Origin of the sequence: Streptomyces sp. NPDC001513, assembly GCF_042894695.1 — a bacterium.
Lineage (GTDB): Bacteria > Actinomycetota > Actinomycetes > Streptomycetales > Streptomycetaceae > Streptomyces.
The window spans coordinates 516,077-540,002 of sequence record NZ_JBIAVU010000002.1 but is presented as its reverse complement, the minus strand read 5'-3'; the positions used below and the strand labels follow the sequence as shown (position 1 = coordinate 540,002).

Genomic DNA, 23,926 nt, shown 5'->3' with positions numbered 1-23,926 from the left:
GTCGGTAGCGTGCGGCGCATGACCTTTCCCTTGCTCGCCGCCCGTCGCTGCTGGCACGCCGCGATCAACCCGCTGCACGCCACCGTGTACTTCTCGCCGGAGATCGCCAAGGAATTCGCCGCCCTCGGCGTCACCGACCCGGTGGCCGTCAACCTGGCCCACCGGTCGGCGGCGATGGGCGCCGTAGGGGCGGGCGCGGTCACCGCCACCTTCTACAACTACCGCCACGACCTCGTCGCCCGGCACCTGCCCGGCGTCTGGGACACCACCACCCCCGAGGAGGCCCTCGCCGCCCGGCTGCGGGCCGCCGACGGCTGCCTGCGCCGGCTCCTCGGCGCCGAGACCATCACCTCGCCCGAACTCGCCGAGGCCGCCGACCTGGCGATGCGCGCCACCGAGGCCTGCACCCGGCACGCCCGCACCCTGTACGCGGCCCACGCCGACCTCCCCGTACCGCAGGAGCCCCACCTGCGCCTGTGGCACGCCACCACCCTGCTGCGCGAGCACCGCGGCGACGGCCACCTCGCCGCCCTGCTCCTGGCGGGCCTGGACCCGGTCGAGGCACTCGTCAGCCACACCGCCACCGGCAAGGGCATGACCCCGAAGTGGCTCAAGGCCCAGCGCGGCTGGGTGCAGGCCGACCTGGACGCCGCGGCCGACCGGCTGCGCGGGCGCGACGTCCTCGACGCCGCCGGCGAGCTGACCGAGAAGGGAGTCGCCCTGCGCGATCAGCTGGAGCACGACACCGACCGGCTCGACGCCGCCCCCTACGAGCACCTCGGCGAGGCCGGCCTGGCCCGCCTGACCGAGCTCGGCGGCGCCCTCGTGGTCAAGGCCGTGACCGCCGGGGCCTTCCCGAGGGACCTCATGGGCAGGGCCTGACGGGCAGGGCTCCCGCCGTCCGTCACGACCACCTGCCACAATTGGCAGCCTTCCAGTGCAAACGAAGGCAGGCGGGACCCGATCGTGACGATGTCCATCGAAGGCAGGATCGCCGAGGAGCTCGGCGTACGGGAACGGCAGGTCAAGTCCGCCGTCGAGCTGCTCGACGGCGGCTCCACCGTGCCGTTCATCGCGCGCTACCGCAAGGAAGCGACCGAGATGCTCGACGACGCCCAGCTGCGCACCCTCGAGGAGCGGCTGCGGTATCTGCGCGAGCTGGAGGACCGGCGCGCGGCGATCCTCGACTCCGTACGGGAGCAGGGCAAGCTCGACGCCGAGCTGGAGGCCCGGATCAACGCGGCCGACACCAAGGCCCGGCTGGAGGACATCTACCTGCCCTTCAAGCCCAAGCGGCGCACCAAGGCGCAGATCGCCCGCGAGGCCGGCCTGGAGCCGCTCGCCGAGGGCCTGCTGGCCGACCCGTCCGTGGAACCGGCCGCCGCGGCGGCCGCGTTCGTCGACGCCGACAAGGGGGTCGCCGACCCGGCAGCCGCCCTCGAAGGCGCCCGCGCCATCCTCACCGAGCGGTTCGGCGAGGACGCCGACCTGATCGGCGAACTGCGCGAGCGCATGTGGGGCCGGGGCCGGCTCGCCGCGAAGGTCCGCGAGGGCAAGGAGGAGGCGGGCGCCAAGTTCGCCGACTACTTCGACTTCGCCGAGCCGTTCACCGCGCTGCCCTCGCACCGCGTCCTCGCCATGCTGCGCGGCGAGAAGGAGGACGTCCTCGACCTCAACCTGGAACCCGAGGCCCTCGAAGACACAGCGGAGCCCGGCCCGTCCACGTACGAGGGCATGATCGCCCGCCGCTTCGGCGTCAACGACCGAGGCCGCCCCGGCGACAAGTGGCTGGGCGACACGGTCCGCTGGGCGTGGCGCACGAAGATCCAGGTGCACCTCGGCATCGACCTGCGGATGCGGCTGCGCCAGGCCGCCGAGGACGAGGCCGTACGGGTCTTCGCGTCCAACCTGCGCGACCTGCTGCTCGCGGCGCCCGCCGGCACCCGGGCCACGCTCGGCCTGGACCCGGGCTTCCGTACCGGTGTGAAGGTCGCCGTCGTGGACGCCACCGGCAAGGTCGTGGCCACGGACGTGATCTACCCGCACGTGCCCGCCAACAAGTGGGACGAGTCCCTCGCCAAGCTGGCCCGCCTCGCGAAGGAGCACGCGGTCGACCTGGTCGCCATCGGCAACGGCACGGCCTCCCGCGAGACCGACAAGCTCGCCGGGGACCTCATCACGCGCCACCCCGAACTGGGGCTCACCAAGGTGATGGTCTCGGAGGCGGGCGCCTCCGTGTACTCGGCCTCGGCCTTCGCCTCGCAGGAACTCCCCGGTATGGACGTGTCGCTGCGCGGCGCCGTCTCCATCGCCCGCCGCCTCCAGGACCCGCTCGCCGAGCTGGTCAAGATCGACCCGAAGTCGATCGGCGTCGGCCAGTACCAGCACGACCTGTCCGAGGTGAAGCTCTCGCGCTCGCTCGACGCGGTCGTCGAGGACTGCGTGAACGGCGTCGGCGTGGACGTCAACACCGCCTCCGCGCCCCTGCTCTCGCGCGTGTCGGGCATCAGCGGCGGCCTCGCCGAGAACATCGTGGCCCACCGCGACGCCAACGGCCCCTTCCGCAGCCGCAAGGGGCTCAAGGACGTGGCCCGCCTCGGCCCGAAGGCGTACGAGCAGTGCGCGGGCTTCCTGCGGATCCGCGGCGGGGACGACCCGCTGGACGGCTCGGCCGTGCACCCCGAGGCCTACCCGGTGGTGCGGGCCATGGGCAAGACGGCGGGCGGCGAGGTGGCGGCCCTGATCGGCAACTCCTCCGTCCTGCGCTCCCTGCGCCCCGAGCAGTTCGTCACCGAGGCCTTCGGCCTGCCCACGGTCACCGACATCCTGCGCGAGCTGGAGAAGCCGGGCCGTGACCCGCGTCCCGCCTTCAAGACGGCCACCTTCAAGGAGGGCGTGGAGAAGATCGGCGACCTGGCCCCCGGGATGATCCTGGAGGGAGTGGTCACCAATGTGGCCGCCTTCGGCGCCTTCATCGACATCGGTGTCCACCAGGACGGTCTGGCCCACGTCTCGGCGCTGTCGAAGAACTTCGTCAAGGACCCGCGGGACGTGGTCAAGCCGGGCGACATCGTCCGCGTGAAGGTCATGGACGTGGACATCCCGCGCAAGCGGATCTCGCTCACCCTGCGACTGGAGGACGAGGCCGGGGCCGAGCGCGGCGCGGGCGCCCCCGGGCAGCGCGAGGACCGGCGGGGCGGCGGCTCCGGCGGCGGCCGTCCGCCGCAGCAGCGCGGTGGCGGCGGTGCCCGCGAGGGCGGCCGGAACCAGGGCGAACGCGGCCAGGGCGGCCAGGGCGGCGAGGGCCGGCGCCAGGGTCAAGGAGGCCAGGGCGGTCAGGGCGGTCAGGGCCAGGGCGGTCAGGGCCGACGCCAGGGCGGCGGCGGGGGTGCTCCCGCTCCCGCGAACAGCGCGATGGCGGACGCGCTGCGCCGCGCGGGCCTCACCGCACCCGAGGAGCGCCGCAAGCGGTAGGCACCGTCAAGGGCGGCTTGCAGCCACCCGGCGCGTCAGGGTCCTCGTACGCCATGGCCGAATAGGTTCCCCACCTGGGGACTTGTCTTGCCAACTCGCGTACAAGATCTGTAGGCATGGTGGAACGCCCGTTCGTCATCAGGCGGACGGGCTTCCGTGTTCCTCCCCTCAGGACCGTATTCCCCGAGGCCGCCTTGAAGGCACAGGACGTCATGCCCATGCCCATTCACGCCTACCGACGCTGCCCCGGAAAGGGTCCGAAGAGGGATCACATGCCCCACCGGCAACTCAGCCTTCGCAAACGGTGCGAGAACATTCTCGGCCATCTGGATCTGACCCACCCCTTCTCCCTCGACGTCCTGTGCAACCGGATAGCCGAGCAGCGGGGCCGCCCCATCCGGCTCCACCCGCTCCCGAAGGAGGCCGCGGAGTCCGGGATCTGCGGACTGTGGGTGGGCACGGTCAGCGTCGACTACGTCTTCTACGAGGCGCAGACCACCCCGCTGCACCGCGAGCACATCGTCCTCCACGAGCTCGGCCACATCCTCTTCGGGCACAACTCGCTGGAGAGCGAGGAGACCGACGGCGAGGTTCCCACCGTGCTCGGGCGCACCAACTACACCACCCGCCAGGAGCAGGAGGCGGAGATGCTCGCCAGCATGATCCGCATCCGCACGGCGAACGCCGGCCCGCGCCCGGCCCACCGGGACCGCGGCACCCTGGCCCGGCTGGAGTCGGCCATGGGCTACGAGTGGGGCAACGATGGCAGCTGACCTCACCGCCTTCGGCAACTGGCTCGCCGTCCCCAGCGTGGTGTGCCTGTGGGCCGCCGTCCTGCTCCGCGCCCCCGGCGCCCTCCGCTCCCCCCGGCAACGCGGCCTGTGGCTGGCCGTCGCCACCGCCGCCGCCGCGATGACGCTGAACCTCCCGGACCTGGTGAGCTACGCGATGAGCCGCGGCGCCGGCTACGCCCACACCATCGGCCTCGTCCGCAACCTCATCGGCGTGCTCTCGGCGGGCGCCGTGCTCTACTTCGTCGCCGCAGCCACCCGCGGCCGCAGGCTGCAACTCGCCTCCTGGATCGCCACGCTGGGCTGGCTGGGCGCACTCCTGGCCCTGGACGCGACCGCCCCCGGCCACGGCACGCACACCATGCCGCCGGTCGGCGACCCCGTGCCCTCCCTCGCGTACTGGCTGGTGCTGATCTCCGCGCACGTCATCGCCAACACCGTCTGCGTGGCCCTGTGCTGGCGCTACAGCCGGCGCACCGAGAGCCGGGGCCTCGCCGCCGGACTGCGCCTCTTCGGCCTCGGCACCGCGCTCGCCGGACTGTTCTGGCTGGCGTACCTGCTCAAGGCCCTGTTCGGCAGCACCTGGGCGATGCCCGCCCTCCCGCTGCTGATGAACCTGCACGGCCTGCTGCGCGCCGCCGCGATCCTCGTGCCCACCCTGTTCACCCTCCGCCGCACCGCCGCCGACACCGCCACCGCCTGGCGGCTGTGGCCGCTCTGGCGCGACCTGGTCGAAGCCGTCCCGCACGTGGCCCTCAACAAGCCGCGCGCCGGCCGGATGGTGGAGCTGCTGTGGCCGCCGGTCCCGCGCAACCTGCTGGTGTACCGCAAGGTCATCGAGACGCGCGACGCGATCCTGATCCTGGGGGAGTACGCGGCCCCGGGCGCCCTGGAGCGGGCCCGCGGCGAGGCCGCCGGACGGGGGGTCCCCGAGCAGCGGCGCGCCGCGGCCGCGCTGGCCCGCGTACTGAAGGAGGCGCGGCAGGCGAAGCTCGACGGGCTGCCCGGGCAGCCGGGCGAGGCCGCCGCGCTGGAGCTGCCCGCCTCGATCCACACCTCGCAGGAGGGCGGGGACCTGGCGGACGAGGCCCGGTTCCTCGTCGACGTGGCCCAGGCCTACGTCTCGCCCGCCGGCACCACGTCTGTCAGCACAAGGAAGTGAACCCCTCTTGACGACCGCAGCAACCACCGTACTGATCACCGGGGCCAGCGCCGGACTGGGCGCGGCCTTCGCCCGCGGCTTCGCGGCCAAGGGCTGCGACCTGGTCCTCGTCGCCCGCGACAAGGACCGGCTCGAAGCCGTCGCCGCGCAACTGGGCCGCGAGTACGGCACCGTGTGCGAGGTGCTGCCCGCCGACCTGCTCGACGCGGGGGACTGCGCGGCGGTCGCAGAGCGGCTCGCCGACCGGTCCCGGCCCGTGGACATGCTGGTCAACAACGCGGGCTTCGGCCTGCCCGCGCCCTTCCCGTACAGCCCGGTCGAGGACGAGGAGCGGATGCTCGACCTGCTCGTGAAGGTCCCGCTCCGGCTCACCCACGCCGTCCTGCCGGGCCTGCGCGAACGCCGCCGCGGCGCCGTCCTCAACGTCTCCTCGGTGGCGGGACTCCTGCCGACCGGCACATACGGGGCCGCCAAGGCCTGGATCACCGCGTTCAGCGAGTCGCTCCGGGTGGACATGGAGCCGTACGGGGTCCGGGTCCTGGCCGTGGTCCCCGGCTTCACCCGCACCGAGTTCCAGGAGCGCGCCGGCATGGACGTCAGCGCGCTGCGCGAAGCGGTCTGGCTGGAACCGGAGGCCGTGGTCGCCCAGGCCCTGAAGGACCTGGCCCTGCGCCGCCCGGTCAGCATCACCGGCCGCCGCTACCAGGCGTACGCCCTGGCGGCCCGGCACCTCCCGCGCGCCTTCGTGGCCCGGAAGATGGCCCGCAAGCGCCGCCCGCCGGCCGACCTGGAGGCGTGACCCGCCCGCGGGCGAGCACGGATCCGAAAGAGACGGCCTAGAGCTCGGTGACCTTGCCGTCCTCGACCCGGAGGCGGCGGGTCACCGAGACCGCGTCGAGCATGCGGCGGTCGTGGGTGACCAGCAGGAGGGTGCCCTCGTAGGCGTCGAGGGCGGACTCCAGCTGCTCGATCGCCGGGAGGTCGAGGTGGTTGGTGGGCTCGTCCAGGACCAGCAGGTTCACCCCGCGGCCCTGGAGCAGCGCCAGCGCGGCACGGGTGCGCTCGCCGGGGGAGAGGGTGGCCGCCGGGCGCAGTACGTGGGCCGCCTTGAGGCCGAACTTGGCCAGCAGGGTGCGCACTTCGGCCGGCTCGGTCTCCGGGACCGCCGCACAGAAGGCCTCCAGCAGCGGCTCGTCGCCGAGGAACAGGCCGCGGGCCTGGTCCACCTCGCCGACGAGGACACCGGAGCCGAGGGTGGCGGAGCCCGAGTCCGGGGACAGCCGGCCCAGCAGGACCGCGAGGAGGGTGGACTTGCCGGCGCCGTTCGCCCCGGTGATCGCCACCCGGTCCGCCCAGTCGATCTGCAGGCTGGCCGGGCCGAAGGCGAAGTCGCCCCGCTTGACGGCCGCTTCGCGCAGAGTGGCCACCACCGAGCCGGAGCGCGGGGCCGCCGCGATCTCCATCCGCAGCTCCCACTCCTTGCGGGGCTCGTCCACGACATCCAGCCGCTCGATGGCCCGCTGCGTCTGGCGGGCCTTGGCGGCCTGCTTCTCGCTGGACTCGCCGCGCAGGTTCTTGCCGATCTTGTCGTTGTCGGAGGCCTTGCGGCGAGCGTTGCGCACGCCCTTGTCCATCCAGTTGCGCTGCATCTGGGCGCGGCCCTCCAGGGCCGACTTCTTGCCCGCGTACTCCTCGAACTCCTCGCGGGCGTGGTCGCGGGCGCGCTCGCGCTCCTCCAGGTACGCGTCGTAGCCGCCGCCGTAGAGGTTGATCTGCTGCTGGGCCAGATCGAGTTCGAGGACCTTGGTGACGGTCCGGGTCAGGAACTCGCGGTCGTGGCTGATGACGACCGTGCCCGCGCGCAGCCCCTTCACGAACCGCTCCAGCCGCTCCAGACCGTCCAGGTCGAGGTCGTTGGTGGGCTCGTCGAGGAGGAAGACGTCGTAGCGGGACAGCAGCAGCGAGGCGAGACCCGCGCGGGCCGCCTGACCGCCCGAGAGCGCCGTCATGGGCAGGTCCAGACCCACCATGAGGCCGAGCTCGGCCGCGACCTCCTCGGCCCGCTCGTCGAGATCGGCGCCGCCGAGGTCCAGCCACCGGTCCAGCGCCGTCGCGTACGCGTCGTCCGCTCCCGGCGTCCCGTCCACCAGGCCCTGAGTCGCCGCGTCCAGCTCGGCCTGCGCGGCGGCCACACCCGTACGGCGGGCCAGGAAGTCCCGGACCGACTCGGCGGGCCGGCGCTCCGGCTCCTGCGGGAGGTGGCCTACGGCGGCGGTCGGCGGGGAGAGCCGCAGCTCCCCGGTCTCGGGGGTGTCCAGCCCGGCGAGCAGGCGCAGCAGGGTGGACTTCCCGGCGCCGTTCACGCCGACGAGGCCGATGACGTCGCCGGGGGCGACGACGAGGTCGAGATCGGCGAAGAGCGTGCGCTCACCGTGCGCGGCGGTGAGCTTCTTGGCGACGAGGGTTGCAGTCATGATGTGCCGATCCTATCCGGGCGGACGGCCTCCCCCGGATGGCCGAATAGGTGGGAAGCACGTCATTGCGGCCATCGGGGCCCGCATCACACCATGGGGTCATGTCGTCGCGAAACGTGCTCGTCGTCCTCTACGACGGGGTGCAGAGCCTGGACGTGACCGGGCCCGTGGAGGTGTTCGCCGCCGTGGCCCGGTTCCCCGGACTGGCCGGGTACCGGATCGCCACGGCGTCCCCGGGAGGTGCGCCGGTCCGTACGAGCAGCGGCCTGACGCTGGTGCCGGACGGGGACCTGGAGAGCGCCCGCCCGGGGGCCGGGACCACGCTGCTCGTGCCCGGGGGCCGGTACACGGCCGACTTCGAGCCGCGGCTCACCGACTGGCTGCGCGCCCACGGGGGCGGGGCGGAGCGGCTGGTGTCCGTCTGCACGGGCGGGCTGCTGCTCGCCGAGGCCGGGCTGCTGGACGGGCGGCGGGCGACGACGCACTGGTACGCGTGCGAGCAGATGGCGCGCGACTACCCGGCCGTGGCGGTGGACCCCGACCCCATCTACGTACGGGACGGACCGGTGGCCACCTCGGCCGGGGTCACGGCCGGGATCGACCTCGCGCTCGCGCTGGTGGAGGAGGACCACGGCAAGGACGTCGCCCTGGCGATCGCCCGGCACCTGGTGGTGTTCCTGCACCGGCCCGGCAACCAGGCGCAGTTCAGCGCGCAGCTGGCGGCCCAGACCGCCCGGCGGGAGCCGCTGCGGGACGTGCAGCAGTGGATAACCGAGCACCCGGACGGCGACCTCAGCGTCGAGGCGCTCGCCGCGCGCGCCCGCCTCTCGCCGCGCCACTTCGCGCGGGCCTTCCAGACGGAGACGGGGGTGACCCCGGGGCGGTACGTGGAGCGGGTGCGGGTGGAGCACGCCCGGCGCCTGCTGGAGGAGGGCTCCTCGGGCATCGCCCAGGTCGCCCGCGCCTGCGGGTACGGCACACCCGAGGCACTGCGCCGCGCCTTCGTGAAGACGCTCGGCCAGCCCCCGACCGAATACCGCCGCCGCTTCGGCCCGTCCCGGGCCCGCTAGGGCCGACCCGACAGCCGAGAACCCACCACACGTCGACCGCTCCGGAGGAGCCATGCAGATCGCCGTACTGCTCTACGACCGTTTCACCGCCCTCGACGCCATCGGGCCCTTCGACACCCTCGGGCGGCTGCCCGACGCCGAGGTCGTGTTCGTCTCCGAGCGGCCCGGGCCCGTGCGGACCGACAGCGGGGCGCTCGCGCTCGTCGCCGACAAGGGGCTCGACGAGGTCACCCGGCCCGACATCGTCATCGTGCCCGGCGGGCCGCACCCCGAGGTGGAGATGGAGAACCCCGCCGTACTGGAGTGGCTGCGGGCCGTCGACACCACCACCACGTGGACCACGTCCGTGTGCACCGGATCCCTGCTGCTGGCCGCCGCCGGGCTGCTCGACGGCCGGCGGGCCACCAGCCACTGGCTGTACCTGGACCGGCTGTCGAAGCTCGGGGTCGAGCCCACCGGCGAGCGCGTGGTCTTCGACGGCAAGTACGTCACCGCGGCCGGGGTGTCCTCCGGGATCGACATGGGCCTCACCCTGCTCGGCAGGATCGCGGGGGACGAGGTCGCCCAGACCGTCCAGCTGATGACCGAGTACGACCCGCAGCCGCCCTACGACGCCGGTTCGCCGGACAAGGCGCCCGCCGAGCTCGTCGCCCGGCTGCGGGCGCACAGCCCCCTGGCGTAGCCCGGGGGCGTCACCGCCTCACGGGGACCAGGTGAAGCGGGGCGCCCGGCGCTCCAGGAACGCGGCGACGCCCTCCGCGGCGTCGTCGCTCGCCGCCGCCTCGGCGCCCCAGTGCCCGTCCCGGTCCGTCCGGCCGTCCGCGAACTCCTTGGCGGCCGCCTGCGTCAGCTGCGAGCGCGAGGCCAGGATCCGGGTGAACTCGGCGACCCGCTTGTCCAGCTGCCCGGCCGGCAGCAGCTCGTTCAGGAACCCGGCGCGCAGCGCCTGGTCCGCGCCGATCAACTCCGCGGAGAAGAGGAGGTACTTGGCCCAGGCCGGGCCGACCAGGGAGGCGAGCCTGCGGGTGGAGGAGGCCGGGTAGACGATGCCCAGCTTCGCCGGGGTCACCCCGAACGACGCCCCCTCCTCCGCGAAGCGCAGATCGCAGGCCGCCGCCAGCTGGCTCCCGCCGCCCACGCAGAACCCGCGGATCGCCGCCAGCGTCGGCTTCGGGAAGGCGGCCAGGGCCTCCTCCGCCGTCACGGCGAGGGCCCGCGGGTCCTCGTCCCCGGTCAGCGAGGAGATGTCGGCGCCCGCGCAGAAGGTCGGTCCGGCACCGGTCAGGACGAGCGCCCGCACCGCGGGGTCGCCCGCCAGGCCCGTCAGCAGTTCCGGGAGCGCCCGCCACATGGAGGCGGTCATGGCGTTGCGCTTGGCGGGGTGCGAGATGACGACGGTGGCGACCCCGTCGGCGACCGTGTGCAGGAGGGTGGCGTCGAGGTCTGCGTCCATGCGCCGGATGCTATCCCGGGCGGTCATACCTATGATCAAGGGAGTCCGTCCGGGGGTGCGAGGAGGTGGCGCGTCCATGGGCACAGACCGAGCAGACCGTACCGGGGCCGGAGCCGGTGCCGGGGCCGGGGCCACGGGCCGGGAACCGCAGCGGGAGAAGAAGAAGCTCCACCGCAGTTACGGGCTGCTGGCGCTGCTCGGGGTGATCCTCGTGCTGGCCGGTCTGGTCGGCCTCGTCTACACCGGCCTCGCCACGCTCACCTCGATGTTCCTCTTCGGCTGGCTGCTCCTGATCGGCGGTGCGGTGGGCCTGCTGCAGGCCGTGCAGTCGCGCAAGAGCAACTACTTCTGGCTCGCCGTCGTCGTCGCCGCGATCAACCTCGCGGCCGGCTTCGTGATCCTGCGCCGCCCCGAGGCGAGCGCCGAGGCGCTGACCATGTTCGCCGCGCTGCTCTTCCTGACGGGCGGCCTGTTCCGGCTGGTCGGAGCGCTGGTGGTGCGCGGTTCGCACTTCGGGCTCGCGCTCATCCAGGGGGCCTTCGGGGTCCTGCTGGGGGTCCTGATCCTCTCCAACTGGCCCGGCAACAGTCTGTACGTGATCGGAACCTTCTTCTCCCTCGCCCTCCTGTTCGACGGCCTGAGCCTGATCGCCCTGGGCATGGGAGCCCGCCGCATCCTGGGCTTGGTCAGGGAAGACGAGGAGCCGCGGGAGACGGCCGCGGCGGACGGGGCCCGCGAGGCGGCCGCGAAGCGTCCGGCAGAAGATCAGGAACAGTCGAACAACTGACTCTGTCATACGCCAGTGGTCAGAATGTGTCCGATTGACGCTGACTTCTGGTCAGCAGTCCGGTCCGGACCAGCCCGTTCCCCACTCTTGACGCGTGGAGACGATCGAGCGTGAAGACGGGGGACGGAAGATGGATGTCAGCGGGAGTGTCCCGCCAGCCAAGGAGGGGGAGCCGGAGGCTCCGGCCGACCCCCTCGCGTACGAGGGCGTGTGGAGGTTCACGGCGCCCGCGGTAGAAGAATCCGTTCCGCAGGCCCGCCGGGCGGTCCGGGACCTGCTCGGGCGCCAAGGGGTACCGGCCCATCAGGACCTCGTGTACTCCCTGCTCCTGATCGTCTCCGAACTGGTGACGAACTCGGTCCGGCACGCCGCCCTGCTCTCGCCGGAGGTCGCGGTCGAGGTCGCGATCGGCCGCGAGTGGGTACGGGTGGCGGTCGAGGACAACCACCCGTACCGGCCCAAGGCGCTGGAGGCCGACTTCGGCCAGACCGGCGGCCGGGGTCTGCTCCTCGTACGGGAGGTGACGCTGGAGGCCGGCGGGGTCTGCGACGTCGAGCACACCTCGACCGGCGGCAAGGTCATCTGGGCGGCCCTGCCGCTCGCCACCCCGCCGACCGCCGGCTGAGCGGCGGACGGGCGGGACGGCGTACGGCGAACACACGGCGTACGGCGGAACGGCGTCCGGACTACCAGCCCGCCGCGTCGCCGGTCAGCTCGCGGATCGCGGGCCGCGCCGCGTCCAGCACGGTCATGAACCACGCCGAGAACGGCACTTCGGCGTGCCGCTTGGCCAGCTCCTCGGCGGTGACGAAGGCAGTGGCCTCGACTTCCTCCGGATCCGGCCGCACGGCGGTCTGCGCGAGTCCCACGAACAGGTGATTGAACTCCTGCTCCACCAGACCCGAAGCGGGGTCCGGGTGGTTGTAGCGCACCGTCCCCGCCTGCGCGAGCAGCGAGGGCGACAGCCCCAGCTCCTCGTGGGTCCGCCGGGCCGCGGCCGCGAACGGCGACTCCCCGGGGTAGGGGTGACCGCAACAGGTGTTCGACCAGACGCCGGGGGAGTGGTACTTCCCGAGGGCCCGCTGCTGGAGCAGCAGACGGCCCTGCTCGTCGAAGAGGAACACCGAGAACGCCCGGTGCAACTGCCCTGGCGCCTGGTGGGCGGAGAGCTTCTCCGCCGTGCCGATGGTGTTCCCGGACTCGTCGACCAGTTCGAGCATGATCGGTTCTTGAGTACCGGTGCCGTTGGACGCGCTGTTCGCGGCGGTGGCTGGTGTGGTCGGCATACCCATCCTTCGCTTCGGACTTCGGCCTTCAGTCTGCCGTACAAAAGAGGCTTGTCCCCACTTCGGACATCCGTGCATGTCCGCCCCCCGCCGCGTGCTAGGCGACGAGGGGCGGATCACTTCACGTACGACATCACCCGATGTCGCGCAGGCGTCAGACCCCGAACGGGGCCGGGTACCCGATCGTTCCCGACGGCACCGGAACGGAATCGTCCAGCACCAGCGCCATCATCGCCTCGTCCGGTACCTCGAAGGGCGCCCGGATCCCGAAGCGCGACGCCGGTGTGAAACCGAAGCGCGGGTAGTACTCCGGGTGCCCGAGCACGAGGACCAGTGACTCCCCGCGCTCCCGGGCCGCCGCGAGCAGGGCCCGTACGACCGCGCTGCCCGCGCCCGAGCGCTGGAACGCCGGAGCGACGGCCATCGGGGCGAGCGCGAGCGCCCGTACCCCGTCGACCTCGCACGCGGTGAGCAGCGCGTGCGCCGCCACCGACCCGTCCGGGGCCTCGGCCACGTACGACAGCCCGGGCAGCCAGGCGCCGTCCGTGCGCAGCGCGTCCACGAGGTCCGCCTCCAGCGGAGTCTCGAAGGCGGCCAGGTTGACCTCCCGTACGGCGGCCACGTCGGCCGCGGTCTCGGGGCGGGTGGGCCAGGCGTCGCCGTCCCCGGCCGTCACCGGGCGCAGGACGTAGCCCGTGTACCCGTACTCGTCTCCGTGCCGGGCCCGTACGTCGAGCTCCTCGCGGGTCGCGGCCAGGGCCGCGGCCATGGCGGGAGCCGCGGCGCCGGCCCCCGAGAGGGTACGGACCCGCTCGGCGAGCGGACCGTAGTACTCGGCCCAGTCCGAGTCGGGCAGGTGGTGCACGCCGAGCACCCGGTACCCGGCGGCCTGGGCGGCCGCGAGGTTGCGGGCGGTGGTGCGCAGCGCGTAGTGCGGGTCCCAGAAGGCGCGGGCGCCCGCGGACGGCTCGGGCACCGTCCACTGGCACTCGGTCAGGACGAGGGTGCCGCCGGGGGCGAGCAGCCGCTTCCACCGCGCGAGCGCGGCGTCGAAGCCGAGGATGTAGGCGGAGCCCTCCGCCCAGACGAGGTCGAAGGAACCGTCCGCGAAGTCCTCGCCCGTGAGCGCGCCCATGTCCGCCTCGACGGTGCGGACGCTGCCGGCGAGCCCGCGGGCCGCGGCGGCCGTGCGGAGCTCTTCGAGGAAGGGGGCGTACAGGTCTACGGCGGTCACCTCGGCGCCGGAGGCACCGCCCGCCTCGGCGGCGAGCAGCAGGGCGCTGCGGCCCGGACCGCAGCCCAGGTCGAGGATGCGCGGCCGCTCGGGCAGCGGTCCGCACAGGGACAGCAGCCGGCGGGTGCTCGCGTCGGAGCCCGGAGCCTGTCGGGGCAGGCCGCGGTGCACGGCGAAGAAGGCCTCGGTGGAGGCGTCGCCGTTAATGGTGTCGCCGGTAAAGGTGTCGCCGTCGGTGAATACGCCGTCGGCGGAGGTGTTGTTGTCGGTCAACGTGAACCCTTGGAACGGGGGCTCCGGCCGACGAGGCCCAGCAGTGTGATCAGGCCCGGCCGGATGCCCGGATGAAGGAAATGGGGATGCACCGGAGTTCGCTGCGCATGGCCGCGACCACTACGACGGTCATCAACCCACCTCTTTCCACTCGACTCGTTCAGGGGCGTGTCCACCGTAACATCCGGGCCGTTTGTGGTACCGCGCCGTGATCACCGATGATGATCGCGACCCGGCCCGGGGCCGGAATATTCGGCTTATCGGGGCGTAAACGGGTGATGAACCCCTGCTTCCATTCATCCGATAGCCTCTGCCGACGTGCCGCCGCCCTTTAGGCGACCGTCCGGAATCCGTTACAAGGAGTGAGTTCGTCTGCCGACCGTCATCCTCACCGGCCTGCCGGTCCCCGGATCACCGCTCACGGACGAGCTGCGCTCCCTCGGCTTCGAGGTCCGCCCCGCCACCGGTCCCGAGGACGCCGCCGCCGCACTGGCCGCCGTACCCGCCGACGAGCGGGTGGCCGTCGTGGACAGCGCCTTCGTCGGGCACGTGCACGCACTGCGCCTCGCGCTGACCGATCCGCGCTTCGACGCCTGCGCCGTCACCGGCGCCCTCGCCGTCCTGCCCGGCGCCCGTGACGCCCTCGACAAGGCCGCCGCTCTCGCGACCGGCGCCGGAGCCGACGGCGCCGGCCCGTACGCGGACCGGCTCGCCGCCTCGGTCGAGGCCGCCGGGACCGCCGTACAGCGCCCCGAGCTGGGCACCCTCGTCGCCGCGGTCCCCGTCGGCCCGGCGGACCGGGACGCGGCGACGGCCGCCGTCGCCGCCGTCGACGACGAGGCGGTCCGCCTGCGGACCGCCGTGAAGTCCCGCGACGGCTTCTTCACCACCTTCTTCATCAGCCCGTACTCGCGCTACGTCGCCCGCTGGTGCGCGCGCCGCGGTTTCACCCCGAACCAGGTCACCACCGCCTCGCTGATCACCGCGCTGGTCGCGGCCGGCTGCGCGGCCACGGGCGAGCGCTGGGGTTACGTGGCGGCCGGCCTGCTGCTGCTCATCTCCTTCGTGCTGGACTGCACCGACGGGCAGCTCGCCCGTTACTCGCTCCAGTACTCGACGATGGGCGCCTGGCTCGACGCCACCTTCGACCGCGCGAAGGAGTACTCCTTCTACGCGGGCCTCGCGCTCGGCGCCGCCAGGAACGGCGACGACGTCTGGGCCCTCGCGGTCGGCGCGATGATCCTCATGACCTGCCGGCACGTCGTGGACTTCTCCTTCAACGAGGCCAACCACGACGCCACCGCCAACACCAGTCCCACGGCGGCGCTCTCCGACAAGCTCGACAGCGTCGGCTGGACCGTGTGGGTCCGGCGGATGATCATCCTGCCGATCGGCGAGCGCTGGGCGATGATCGCGGTGCTGACCGCCCTCACCACCCCCCGGATCGTCTTCTACGCCCTCCTCGTCGGCTGCGCCTTCGGCGCGCTCTACACCACCGCCGGCCGGGTCCTGCGCTCCCTGACCCGCAAGGCCACCCGCACCGACCGTGCGGCCCAGGCCCTCGCCGACCTCGCCGACTCCGGCCCGCTCGCCGAGGTCCAGGCCCGGCTGCTGCGCGGCCGCGCCGGTTCCTTCGGGTCCGTGTACGTGGCGGCCCTGGGCGCGGTGCTGATGATCGGGTCGGCCCTCGCCCTGCCGTTCGGCGACCCGAGGCTGATCGCCGTCGCCGTGATCTACGTCATCGCCTCCGGGCTGGCCGTCGCCGCGCCGCTCAAGGGCGCCCTGGACTGGCTGATCCCGCCGCTGTTCCGGGCCGCCGAGTACGTCACGGTCCTCGTGCTCGCCGCCAAGGCGGACGTCCCCGGAGCCCTTCCGGCGGCATTCGGCCTGATCGCGGCGGTCGCCTACCATCACTACGACACGGTGTACCGCATCCGCGGCGGCACCGGCGCGCCCCCGCACTGGCTGGTGCGGACGATCGGCGGCCACGAAGGCCGGGTCCTGCTGCTCACGGTCCTGGCGGCCGTCCTCGCCTCGCGCGAAGCGGACTTCCCCGTCGCGCTCACGGCCGCGGCCGTGTTCGTGGCACTCGTGGTGCTCGTCGAGAGCATCCGATTCTGGGTCTCCTCCGGAGCACCCGCCGTACATGACGAAGGAGAACCAGCATGATCGGCCTTGTACTCGCTGCCGGTGCCGGACGCCGTCTGCGTCCCTACACCGACACCCTGCCCAAGGCGCTCGTGCCGGTCGGCCCCGAGGGTGACGAGGAGAGCATCACGGTCCTCGACCTGACGCTCGGCAACTTCGCCGAGGTCGGTCTCACCGAGGTCGCGATCGTCGTCGGCTACCGCAAGGAAGCCGTGTACGCCCGCCGGGAGGCCCTGGAGGCCAAGTACGGCGTCAAGATCACGCTGATCGACAACGACAAGGCCGAGGAGTGGAACAACGCCTACTCCCTGTGGTGCGCGCGTGACGTCCTCAAGCAGGGCGTGATCCTCGCCAACGGCGACACCGTCCACCCGGTCTCCGTCGAGAAGACCCTGCTCGCCGCCCGCGGCAACGGCCAGAAGATCATCCTCGCCCTCGACACGGTCAAGAGCCTGGCCGACGAGGAGATGAAGGTCGTCACGGCTGAGGGGAAGGGCGTCCGGAAGATCACCAAGCTGATGGACCCCGCCGACGCCACCGGCGAGTACATCGGTGTCACCCTCATCGAGCCCGAGGCCGCCGAGCAGCTCGCCGAGGCCCTGAAGACCACCTTCGAGCGCGACCCCGACCTCTACTACGAGGACGGCTACCAGCAGCTCGTCAACGACGGCTTCACCATCGACGTGGCCCCCATCGGCGACGTCAAGTGGGTCGAGATCGACAACCACGACGACCTCGCCAAGGGCCGGACGATCGCATGCCAGTACTGACGAGGCTCATCCCCTCGCCCGTCGTCGTCGACATCAGTCGCGGGGCGATGGACGACCTGGCCGGCCTCCTGGCCGACCAGCGGATCTCCGCCTCCGGCAAGCTGGCCATCGCGATCAGCGGAGGCTCCGGCGTGGCGCTGCGCGCCAAGCTGGAGCCCGTGCTGCCGCACGCCGACTGGTACGCGGTCGTCGACGGCACCATCGACTCCGCGGTCAAGCTGGCCGATGACATAAAGGGCCGCCGCTACGACGCCGTCGTGGGCCTGGGCGGCGGCAAGATCATCGACGTGGCGAAGTACGCCGCGGCGCGGGTCGGCCTGCCCATGGTGGCCGTCGCCACCAACCTCTCGCACGACGGCATCTGCTCGCCGGTGTCCATCCTGGACAACGACAACGGCCGCGGTTCCTACGGCGTCCCCACCCCCATCGCCATGGTCATCGACCTCGATGTGATCAAGGACGCCCCGGTGCGGTTCATCCGCGCCGGCATCGGCGACGCCATCTCCAACATCTCGGCCATCGCCGACTGGGAGCTCTCGCACCGGATCACCGGCGAGCCCGTCGACGGCCTGGCCGCCGCCATGGCCCGTACCGCCGGCGAGTCCGTGCTGCGCCACCCCGGCGGCTGCGGCGACGACGAGTTCCTCACCGTGCTCTCCGAGGCCCTGGTCCTCTCCGGCATCGCCATGTCGATCAGCGGGGACTCCCGCCCGTCGTCCGGCGCCTGCCACGAGATCAGCCACGCCTTCGACCTGCTCTACCCGGGGCGCTCCGCGCTCCACGGCGAGCAGGTCGGCATCGGCGCCGCTTTCGCGATGCACCTGCGCGGGGCCGCCGAGCAGTCCGGCCTCTTCACCGAGGTGCTGCGCCGGCACGGTCTGCCGGTGGCGCCCGAGGAGATCGGTTTCAGCGTCGACGAGTTCGTCACGGCCGTCGAGTACGCCCCCCAGACCCGTCCGGGACGTTTCACGATCCTGGAGCACCTCAACCTGTCCGCCGCCGAGATCAGGGACGCTTACGCCGACTATGCCAAGACCATCCGTAGCTGAACTCCGGCCCGTCGTGCACCCGGCGGGCGTCAAGGACCGGGTCAGCGGCGAGCACTGGGGCGGGCGCCTCTACATGCGCGAGATCTCCCTGCGCATCACCCGCCTCCTGGTCACCACCAAGGTCACGCCGAACCAGCTGACCTACGTGATGACCCTCGCCGGCGTCCTCGCCCTTCCGGCCCTGCTGGTGCCGGGCATCCTGGGCGCCGTCCTCGGTGTGGTCGCGGTCCAGCTCTACCTGCTGCTCGACTGCGTCGACGGAGAGGTCGCGCGCTGGAAGAAGCAGTTCTCGCTCTCCGGGGTGTACCTGGACCGGGTCGGCGCCTACCTGTGCGACGCGGCCGTCCTCGTGGGCTTCGGCCTGCGCGCCTCCGACCTGTGGGGCACCGGGCGGATCGACTGGCTCTGGGCCTTCCTGGGCACCCTCGCGGCGCTCGGCGCGATCCTGATCAAGGCCGAGACCGACCTGGTCGGCGTCGCCCGCCACCAGGCCGGCAAGCCGGTGGTCAAGGACGCGGCGGCCGAGCCGCGCTCGTCCGGCATGGCGCTCGCCCGCCGGGCCGCCGCCGCGCTCAAGTTCCACCGCCTGGTCCTCGGCATCGAGGCCTCGCTGCTCATCCTGGTGCTGGCCGTCCTGGACCAGATGCGCGGCGACCTGTACTGGTCCCGCGTCGGTGTGGCCGTCCTGGCCGGCATCGCGGTGCTGCAGACCGTGCTGCACCTGGTGTCGATCCTGGCCTCCAGCAGGCTCAAGTGACCGCCCCGATGCGGCTGGGCGCCGTGATCATCACCATGGGCAACCGGCCCGACGAGCTCAAGGCGCTCCTCGACTCGGTGGCCCGCCAGGAAGGCGACCCCGTCGAGGTGGTCGTCGTCGGCCAGGGCGTCGAGGTCTCCGGCCTGCCCGAGGGTGTGCGCAGCGTCACGCTGCCCGAGAACCTGGGCATCCCCGGCGGCCGCAACGTCGGCATCGAGGCCTTCGGCCCCGGCGGCGGCGAGATGGACGCGCTCCTCTTCCTGGACGACGACGGGCTGCTGGAGCGCACCGACACCGCCGAGCTGTGCCGGCAGGCCTTCGCCGAGGACCCCGGACTCGGGATCGTCAGCTTCCGGATCGCGGATCCGGACACCGGTGAGACCCAGCGCCGGCACGTGCCGCGGCTGCGCGCCTCGGATCCGCTGCGCTCCTCCCGCGTGACCACCTTCCTGGGCGGCGCCAACGCCGTCCGCACGAAGGTGTTCGAGCAGGTCGGAGCGTTGCCGGGAGAGTTCTTCTACGCGCACGAGGAGACCGATCTGGCCTGGCGGGCGCTCGACGCCGGGTGGCTGATCGACTACCGGGCGGACATGGTCCTGCTGCATCCGACCACTGCCCCCTCCCGGCACGCGGTCTACCACCGTATGGTGGCTCGTAACCGGGTGTGGCTCGCCCGCCGCAACCTGCCCGCTCCGCTGGTCCCGGTCTACCTGGGCGTCTGGCTCCTGCTGACGCTCGTACGCAGGCCCTCGGCACCGGCGCTCAAGGCCTGGTTCGGCGGATTCCGTGAGGGATGGACCACTCCCTGCGGACCCCGCCGCCCCATGAGATGGCGTACGGTCTGGCGGTTGACCCGCCTGGGCCGACCACCTGTCATCTGACCAGCCCGCGTCTGGGAACATGGCGCGATCACGGGCCTCGCGCCACCAGCCTGATGCCCACCTGGCCGCATCTTGAAGACGAAAGTTTCAACTTGTGAGTGACACAACCCACGACGGCGCCCTCGCCACGAGCAGGCCGCCGTCCGACGACGCGGGGCTCAGCTCCGCGGAGCTCGCCAGGAAGTACGGCCTCTCCGTCAGCGGTGCCCGGCCCGGCCTGGGCGAGTACGTGCGCCAGCTCTGGGGACGGCGCCACTTCATCATGGCCTTCTCCCGGGCCAAGCTGGTCGCGCAGTACAGCCAGGCGAAGCTCGGCCAGGTCTGGCAGGTGGCGACCCCGCTGCTGAACGCGCTGGTCTACTGGCTGATCTTCGCGCTGATCCTGAATGCGGACCGGGGCATGCCGAAGGGGGTCTACATCCCCTTCCTGGTGATCGGGATCTTCGTCTTCACCTTCACCCAGAGCTCGCTGATGGCGGGTGTCCGGGCGATCCCCGGGAACCTCGGCCTGGTCCGCGCGCTGCACTTCCCGCGCGCCTCCCTGCCGATCTCCTTCTCGATGCAGCAGCTCCAGCAGCTGCTGTACTCGATGATCGTCGTGTTCGTGATCGTCATCTGCTTCGGCAACTTCCCGCAGCTGTCCTGGCTGCTGGTCCTCCCGGTGCTGGTGCTGCAGTTCGTCTTCAACACCGGCCTCGCCATGATCTTCGCGCGGGCGGGCTCCAAGACGCCCGACCTCGCGCAGCTGATGCCGTTCGTCACGCGTACGTGGATGTACGCCTCCGGCGTCATGTTCTCGATCAGCGAGATGCTCAAGGACAAGCCCGCGTGGATCGCGGACGTGCTCCAGTGGAACCCGGCGGCCATCTACATGGACCTCATCCGGTTCGCGCTGATCGACGGCTACGGCTCGGAGAACCTGCCGCCGCACGTCTGGGCGTTCGCGGTCGGCTGGGCCGTCCTGATCGGCCTCGGGGGATTCGTGTACTTCTGGAAGGCTGAGGAGCGTTACGGCCGTGGCTGAGAACTCCATGGGGCGCGTCCCCACCGTCATCGCCGACGACGTCCACATCGTCTACCGGGTCAACACCGGCAGCTCCGGCAGGGGCAGCGCCACCGCGGCGCTGAGCAAGATAATCCGCCGGGGCAAGGGCGACGCCCCGGGCGTCCGCCGGGTCCACGCCGTGCGCGGGGTCTCCTTCACGGCGTACCGCGGCGAGGCGATCGGCCTGATCGGTTCCAACGGTTCCGGCAAGTCGACCCTGCTGCGCGCCATCGCGGGCCTGCTGCCCTGCGAGGCCGGCAAGGTCTACACCGACGGCCAGCCCTCGCTGCTGGGTGTCAACGCGGCGCTGATGAACGACCTCACCGGTGAGCGCAACATCGTCCTCGGCGGTCTCGCGATGGGCATGAGCCGCGAGCAGATCAAGGAGCGCTACCAGGGCATCGTCGACTTCTCGGGCATCAACGAGAAGGGCGACTTCATCTCCCTGCCGATGCGCACCTACTCCTCCGGCATGGCGGCGCGACTGCGCTTCTCCATCGCGGCGGCCAAGGACCACGACGTCCTGATGATCGACGAGGCCCTGGCCACCGGTGACCGCAGCTTCCAGGTGCGTTCGGAGAACCGCATCCGCGAACTGCGGGAGAAGGCCGGCACGGTCTTCCTGGTGAGCCACAACAACAAGTCCATCCGCGACACCTGTGACCGGGTGCTGTGGCTGGAAAAGGGCGAGCTCCTGATGGACGGGCCCACCGAGGAGGTCGTCTCGGCCTACGAGAAGGCCTCCAACGGCTGACCTGCGGGTCGCAGGGCGCCCCGCGGGGCGCTCGTCCGTTCCTTCCGAAGGCCCCCGCTGCCGTGCGCGGCGGGGGCCTTCGGCGTGCTTTTGCATTTCGCCGCGACATTCGACGCCGGAGCGAATACCCGAGAGGCCTCCGCGGCGTTCTACAGCGTAAGCTGAAGCGGTCCTGAATCGCGGCAAGAGGGGACGATTCCCCGCAGGTGAACGGCCCTGGGGCAGCCCCGGGGAAACCCCCGGCGGCGTGTCCGAAATAGGATGTATTGGGTCGGCAGTGTAGAACGGGAGATGTGACGGCAATGGCTACGGGAATTCTCCGGCCCCCAGGCACGACGGCCGTCCCCGCCCCAGGCGGCGGGCGGTGACCGCGGCGCACGGCATCCGGCCCCTGTCCGACACGGTCCACGTGAGCGCCACCCTCGACAAGGCTTCGGCGGAGAACTTCCCCGTCGCCCCCGCCTTCCTCCCGCGCGCCTGGCGCGACGGGCTGACGGCCGTCTACGGGTACGCCCGCCTCGTCGACGACATCGGCGACGGCGACCTCGCACCCGGCGGACGCGACGCCGCACTCCTCGGCCTCGACCCGGCCGCGACCGACGACCGGCTCGCCATGCTCGACGCCTTCGAGGCCGACCTGCGGCGCGTGTTCGGCGGCACGGACGGCCCCCCGCGGCACCCGCTGCTGCTCGCCCTCCAGCCCGTGGTCCGCGCCCACGACCTCACCCCCGAGCCCTTCCTCGGGCTCATCGAGGCCAACCGCCAGGACCAGCGGGTCACCCGCTACGAGACCTACGCGGACCTGGTCGGCTACTGCGAGCTGTCCGCGAACCCGGTGGGGCGCCTCGTGCTCTCCCTCACCGGAACCGGCACCCCCGAGCGCATCCGCCGCTCCGACGCCGTCTGCACCGCCCTGCAGATCGTCGAACACATCCAGGACGTCGCCGAGGACCTCGGCAACGACCGGATCTACCTGCCCGCCGAGGACATGCGGCGCTTCCACGTGAGCGAGGCCGACCTGGCGGCCCCGTCCGCCGGCGCGTCCGTACGCTCCCTGGTCGCATTCGAAACTGAGCGCGCACGCGAGCTGCTGAATGAAGGCACCCCCCTCGTGGGTAGCGTGCACGGCAGACTCCGGCTGCTGCTCGCGGGTTTCGTGGGAGGAGGGCGCGCAGCCCTGCGAGCCGTCACGGCCGCCGGCTTCGACGTACTCCCCGGCCCGCCCAAGCCCACCAAGAGCGGCCTGCTCCGCGAGGTTGCCGCCGTCCTGCGCACAGCGCCGAGAAAGGGGTGAGCCCGACCGTGGAGGGCCCCACACACGCGTCCGCACCGGCTGCGATGTCCGCACCGATTTCCGCGGCCTACAGCTACTGCGAGGCCGTCACCGGTTCACAGGCGCGCAATTTCGCGTACGGCATCCGGCTGCTGCCCACCGACAAGCGGCAGGCGATGTCGGCGCTGTACGCCTTCTCGCGGCGCGTCGACGACATCGGCGACGGCACGCTCGCGCCCGAGGCCAAGCTGGCCCGGCTGGAGGAGACCCGCGCCCTGCTCGGGCGGATCCTGGCCGAGGAGGTCGACGAGGACGACACCGACCCGGTCGCCGTCGCCCTCGCGCACGCCGCCCGCCGCTTCCCGATCCCGCTCGGCGGCCTCGACGAACTCATCGACGGCGTCCTGATGGACGTCCGCGGCGAGACCTACGAGACCTGGGACGACCTCAAGGTCTACTGCCGCTGCGTGGCCGGGGCCATCGGCCGGCTCTCGCTCGGCGTCTTCGGCACCACGGCGGGCGCGGCCGACTCCGGGCGCGCCGCCGAGTACGCCGACACGCTCGGCCTCGCCCTGCAACTCACCAACATCCTCCGCGACGTTCGCGAGGACGCCGGCAACGGACGCACCTACCTGCCCGCCGAGGACCTCGCCAAGTTCGGCTGCTCGGAAGGCTTCCACAGCGACCGGGCGCCCGCCGGCGCCGACTTCGCCGGGCTCGTCCACCACGAAGTCCGGCGCGCCCGCGCCCTGTTCGTCGAGGGCTACCGGCTGCTGCCGATGCTCGACCGGCGCAGCGGCGCCTGCGTGGCCGCCATGGCCGGCATCTACCGCCGCCTCCTCGACCGCATCGAGCGGGAGCCGGAGGCGGTGCTGCGGGGCCGCGTCTCGCTGCCGCCGCACGAGAAGGCGTACGTCGCCGTGCGCGGCCTGTCCGGCCTCGACGCGCGGACCATCTCCCGCCAGAGCACCCGGAGGCGGCCCTGATGGCTGCGACCACCCGGACCCCGGCGACGGCGCCGGGCGCACTCCCGGCATGCGCGCCCGCGCCGCACCGGGCCGCGCGGGCCGACCGCACGGGGGCGTCCGTCACCGCGCGCCGCGCCGCCGGGACCGCGGGCACGTCCGGCGCCCCGGCGTGCGCCGCCGCGCCGCGACCGCGCCCGGCGGGCCGTCCCGGCCGGGACGGCGCCCGGGCAACCACCGCGACGGCGGGCGCGTCTCTTTCCGCGGGCTCCGGCTGTGC

General features: G+C 72.4%; 23 protein-coding genes. 18 read left to right on the top strand and 5 right to left on the bottom strand.

Features of this window, described 5'->3' with window-relative positions; genetic code table 11:
- Positions 1 to 18 precede the first annotated feature (18 nt).
- The 5 genes from ACFYZ4_RS06045 to ACFYZ4_RS06025 all read left to right on the top strand — a co-directional run bounded on the left by ACFYZ4_RS06045 (position 19) and on the right by ACFYZ4_RS06025 (position 6,226).
- Positions 19 to 882: a hypothetical protein gene (locus tag ACFYZ4_RS06045; protein ID WP_351287187.1), complete on the top strand. Its 864-nt coding sequence runs from the start codon at positions 19 to 21 to the stop codon at positions 880 to 882.
- 84 nt (positions 883 to 966) lie between these two features.
- Positions 967 to 3,474, top strand: coding sequence for a Tex family protein (locus ACFYZ4_RS06040; RefSeq protein WP_351287189.1), 2,508 nt, complete (start codon positions 967 to 969; stop codon positions 3,472 to 3,474).
- Positions 3,475 to 3,746: 272 nt separating this feature from the next.
- Positions 3,747 to 4,247, top strand: a complete 501-nt coding sequence (locus ACFYZ4_RS06035; protein WP_351592781.1) for an ImmA/IrrE family metallo-endopeptidase — start codon at positions 3,747 to 3,749, stop codon at positions 4,245 to 4,247.
- The gene (locus tag ACFYZ4_RS06030; RefSeq protein ID WP_390783180.1) at positions 4,237 to 5,427 is read left to right on the top strand and encodes an MAB_1171c family putative transporter; all 1,191 of its coding nucleotides are present in this window, start codon (positions 4,237 to 4,239) and stop codon (positions 5,425 to 5,427) included. Before ACFYZ4_RS06035 ends, ACFYZ4_RS06030 begins: the two co-directional genes overlap by 11 nt.
- A gap of 7 nt (positions 5,428 to 5,434) precedes the next feature.
- The gene (locus ACFYZ4_RS06025) at positions 5,435 to 6,226 is read left to right on the top strand and encodes an SDR family oxidoreductase (RefSeq protein WP_351287194.1); all 792 of its coding nucleotides are present in this window, start codon (positions 5,435 to 5,437) and stop codon (positions 6,224 to 6,226) included.
- A gap of 37 nt (positions 6,227 to 6,263) precedes the next feature.
- On the opposite strand, the gene ACFYZ4_RS06020 is transcribed toward ACFYZ4_RS06025, so the two are convergent.
- On the bottom strand, positions 6,264 to 7,901 hold the full coding sequence (locus ACFYZ4_RS06020) for an ABC-F family ATP-binding cassette domain-containing protein (protein ID WP_351287196.1): 1,638 nt from the start codon (positions 7,899 to 7,901) through the stop codon (positions 6,264 to 6,266).
- Positions 7,902 to 8,002: 101 nt separating this feature from the next.
- Between ACFYZ4_RS06020 and ACFYZ4_RS06015 the strand changes: the two genes are divergently transcribed.
- Together ACFYZ4_RS06015 and ACFYZ4_RS06010 are read left to right on the top strand one after the other, a co-directional pair.
- Entirely contained in the window at positions 8,003 to 8,971 is a 969-nt protein-coding gene (locus tag ACFYZ4_RS06015) for a GlxA family transcriptional regulator (protein ID WP_390783179.1), read from the top strand.
- Positions 8,972 to 9,023: 52 nt separating this feature from the next.
- Entirely contained in the window at positions 9,024 to 9,653 is a 630-nt protein-coding gene (locus ACFYZ4_RS06010; RefSeq protein WP_390783178.1) for a DJ-1/PfpI family protein, read from the top strand.
- 18 nt (positions 9,654 to 9,671) lie between these two features.
- On the opposite strand, the gene ACFYZ4_RS06005 is transcribed toward ACFYZ4_RS06010, so the two are convergent.
- Complete coding sequence (locus ACFYZ4_RS06005) at positions 9,672 to 10,424, bottom strand: enoyl-CoA hydratase/isomerase family protein (protein ID WP_390783177.1); 753 nt, start codon at positions 10,422 to 10,424, stop codon at positions 9,672 to 9,674.
- Positions 10,425 to 10,500: 76 nt separating this feature from the next.
- Between ACFYZ4_RS06005 and ACFYZ4_RS06000 the strand changes: the two genes are divergently transcribed.
- Positions 10,501 to 11,211, top strand: coding sequence for an HdeD family acid-resistance protein (locus tag ACFYZ4_RS06000; protein WP_351287203.1), 711 nt, complete (start codon positions 10,501 to 10,503; stop codon positions 11,209 to 11,211).
- A gap of 130 nt (positions 11,212 to 11,341) precedes the next feature.
- The gene (locus ACFYZ4_RS05995) at positions 11,342 to 11,836 is read left to right on the top strand and encodes an ATP-binding protein (protein ID WP_351287339.1); all 495 of its coding nucleotides are present in this window, start codon (positions 11,342 to 11,344) and stop codon (positions 11,834 to 11,836) included.
- Positions 11,837 to 11,897: 61 nt separating this feature from the next.
- Here ACFYZ4_RS05995 and idi read toward each other — a convergent pair whose 3' ends face one another.
- From idi to ACFYZ4_RS05980, 3 genes are all read right to left on the bottom strand, one after another.
- The gene (idi, locus tag ACFYZ4_RS05990) at positions 11,898 to 12,497 is read right to left on the bottom strand and encodes an isopentenyl-diphosphate Delta-isomerase (protein WP_030712872.1); all 600 of its coding nucleotides are present in this window, start codon (positions 12,495 to 12,497) and stop codon (positions 11,898 to 11,900) included.
- A 154-nt stretch (positions 12,498 to 12,651) separates the two neighbouring features.
- On the bottom strand, positions 12,652 to 13,938 hold the full coding sequence (locus ACFYZ4_RS05985) for a GNAT family N-acetyltransferase (protein ID WP_390783248.1): 1,287 nt from the start codon (positions 13,936 to 13,938) through the stop codon (positions 12,652 to 12,654).
- Between the two features lie 477 nt (positions 13,939 to 14,415).
- Complete coding sequence (locus tag ACFYZ4_RS05980; RefSeq protein ID WP_351287205.1) at positions 14,416 to 14,559, bottom strand: hypothetical protein; 144 nt, start codon at positions 14,557 to 14,559, stop codon at positions 14,416 to 14,418.
- On the opposite strand from ACFYZ4_RS05980, the gene ACFYZ4_RS05975 reads away from it, so the two are divergent.
- From ACFYZ4_RS05975 to hpnD, 9 genes are all read left to right on the top strand, one after another.
- Positions 14,554 to 16,173: a DUF5941 domain-containing protein gene (locus tag ACFYZ4_RS05975; protein WP_390783176.1), complete on the top strand. Its 1,620-nt coding sequence runs from the start codon at positions 14,554 to 14,556 to the stop codon at positions 16,171 to 16,173. The genes ACFYZ4_RS05980 and ACFYZ4_RS05975 overlap by 6 nt on opposite strands.
- Entirely contained in the window at positions 16,170 to 16,922 is a 753-nt protein-coding gene (locus tag ACFYZ4_RS05970; protein WP_390783175.1) for a sugar phosphate nucleotidyltransferase, read from the top strand. Before ACFYZ4_RS05975 ends, ACFYZ4_RS05970 begins: the two co-directional genes overlap by 4 nt.
- Positions 16,910 to 17,971 carry an iron-containing alcohol dehydrogenase family protein gene (locus tag ACFYZ4_RS05965; protein ID WP_351287210.1) on the top strand — a complete coding sequence of 354 codons (1,062 nt, stop codon included), beginning with the start codon at positions 16,910 to 16,912 and terminating at the stop codon, positions 17,969 to 17,971. The genes ACFYZ4_RS05970 and ACFYZ4_RS05965 overlap by 13 nt, the downstream gene beginning before the upstream one ends.
- The gene (locus tag ACFYZ4_RS05960; RefSeq protein ID WP_351287212.1) at positions 17,949 to 18,728 is read left to right on the top strand and encodes a CDP-alcohol phosphatidyltransferase family protein; all 780 of its coding nucleotides are present in this window, start codon (positions 17,949 to 17,951) and stop codon (positions 18,726 to 18,728) included. Before ACFYZ4_RS05965 ends, ACFYZ4_RS05960 begins: the two co-directional genes overlap by 23 nt.
- Before the next feature lie 8 nt (positions 18,729 to 18,736).
- Positions 18,737 to 19,609 (top strand): glycosyltransferase, encoded by an 873-nt coding sequence (locus tag ACFYZ4_RS05955; protein ID WP_351287342.1) that lies wholly within the window; start codon positions 18,737 to 18,739, stop codon positions 19,607 to 19,609.
- A 94-nt stretch (positions 19,610 to 19,703) separates the two neighbouring features.
- Entirely contained in the window at positions 19,704 to 20,633 is a 930-nt protein-coding gene (locus ACFYZ4_RS05950) for an ABC transporter permease (RefSeq protein WP_351287214.1), read from the top strand.
- A 7-nt stretch (positions 20,634 to 20,640) separates the two neighbouring features.
- Positions 20,641 to 21,408 carry an ABC transporter ATP-binding protein gene (locus tag ACFYZ4_RS05945; protein ID WP_351287344.1) on the top strand — a complete coding sequence of 256 codons (768 nt, stop codon included), beginning with the start codon at positions 20,641 to 20,643 and terminating at the stop codon, positions 21,406 to 21,408.
- A 364-nt stretch (positions 21,409 to 21,772) separates the two neighbouring features.
- The gene (gene hpnC / locus ACFYZ4_RS05940) at positions 21,773 to 22,702 is read left to right on the top strand and encodes a squalene synthase HpnC (RefSeq protein WP_390783174.1); all 930 of its coding nucleotides are present in this window, start codon (positions 21,773 to 21,775) and stop codon (positions 22,700 to 22,702) included.
- Positions 22,703 to 22,746: 44 nt separating this feature from the next.
- Positions 22,747 to 23,667 carry a presqualene diphosphate synthase HpnD gene (gene hpnD / locus ACFYZ4_RS05935; RefSeq protein WP_351287218.1) on the top strand — a complete coding sequence of 307 codons (921 nt, stop codon included), beginning with the start codon at positions 22,747 to 22,749 and terminating at the stop codon, positions 23,665 to 23,667.
- The last annotated feature ends 259 nt before the right edge of the window (positions 23,668 to 23,926 follow it).

Bases quoted from the DNA above. Each gene is read 5' to 3' on its own strand.
- ACFYZ4_RS06045 (WP_351287187.1), top strand. From the start codon at position 19: ATGACCTTTCCCTTGCTCGCCGCCCGTCGCTGCTGGCACGCCGCGATC.
- ACFYZ4_RS06035 (WP_351592781.1), top strand. From the start codon at position 3,747: ATGCCCCACCGGCAACTCAGCCTTCGCAAACGGTGCGAGAACATTCTC.
- ACFYZ4_RS06030 (WP_390783180.1), top strand. From the start codon at position 4,237: ATGGCAGCTGACCTCACCGCCTTCGGCAACTGGCTCGCCGTCCCCAGC.
- ACFYZ4_RS06020 (WP_351287196.1), bottom strand. From the start codon at position 7,901: ATGACTGCAACCCTCGTCGCCAAGAAGCTCACCGCCGCGCACGGTGAG.
- ACFYZ4_RS06015 (WP_390783179.1), top strand. From the start codon at position 8,003: ATGTCGTCGCGAAACGTGCTCGTCGTCCTCTACGACGGGGTGCAGAGC.
- ACFYZ4_RS06010 (WP_390783178.1), top strand. From the start codon at position 9,024: ATGCAGATCGCCGTACTGCTCTACGACCGTTTCACCGCCCTCGACGCC.
- ACFYZ4_RS06005 (WP_390783177.1), bottom strand. From the start codon at position 10,424: ATGGACGCAGACCTCGACGCCACCCTCCTGCACACGGTCGCCGACGGG.
- ACFYZ4_RS06000 (WP_351287203.1), top strand. From the start codon at position 10,501: ATGGGCACAGACCGAGCAGACCGTACCGGGGCCGGAGCCGGTGCCGGG.
- ACFYZ4_RS05995 (WP_351287339.1), top strand. From the start codon at position 11,342: ATGGATGTCAGCGGGAGTGTCCCGCCAGCCAAGGAGGGGGAGCCGGAG.
- idi (WP_030712872.1), bottom strand. From the start codon at position 12,497: ATGCCGACCACACCAGCCACCGCCGCGAACAGCGCGTCCAACGGCACC.
- ACFYZ4_RS05970 (WP_390783175.1), top strand. From the start codon at position 16,170: ATGATCGGCCTTGTACTCGCTGCCGGTGCCGGACGCCGTCTGCGTCCC.
- ACFYZ4_RS05965 (WP_351287210.1), top strand. From the start codon at position 16,910: ATGCCAGTACTGACGAGGCTCATCCCCTCGCCCGTCGTCGTCGACATC.
- ACFYZ4_RS05960 (WP_351287212.1), top strand. From the start codon at position 17,949: ATGCCAAGACCATCCGTAGCTGAACTCCGGCCCGTCGTGCACCCGGCG.
- ACFYZ4_RS05955 (WP_351287342.1), top strand. From the start codon at position 18,737: ATGCGGCTGGGCGCCGTGATCATCACCATGGGCAACCGGCCCGACGAG.
- ACFYZ4_RS05945 (WP_351287344.1), top strand. From the start codon at position 20,641: ATGGGGCGCGTCCCCACCGTCATCGCCGACGACGTCCACATCGTCTAC.
- hpnD (WP_351287218.1), top strand. From the start codon at position 22,747: ATGTCCGCACCGATTTCCGCGGCCTACAGCTACTGCGAGGCCGTCACC.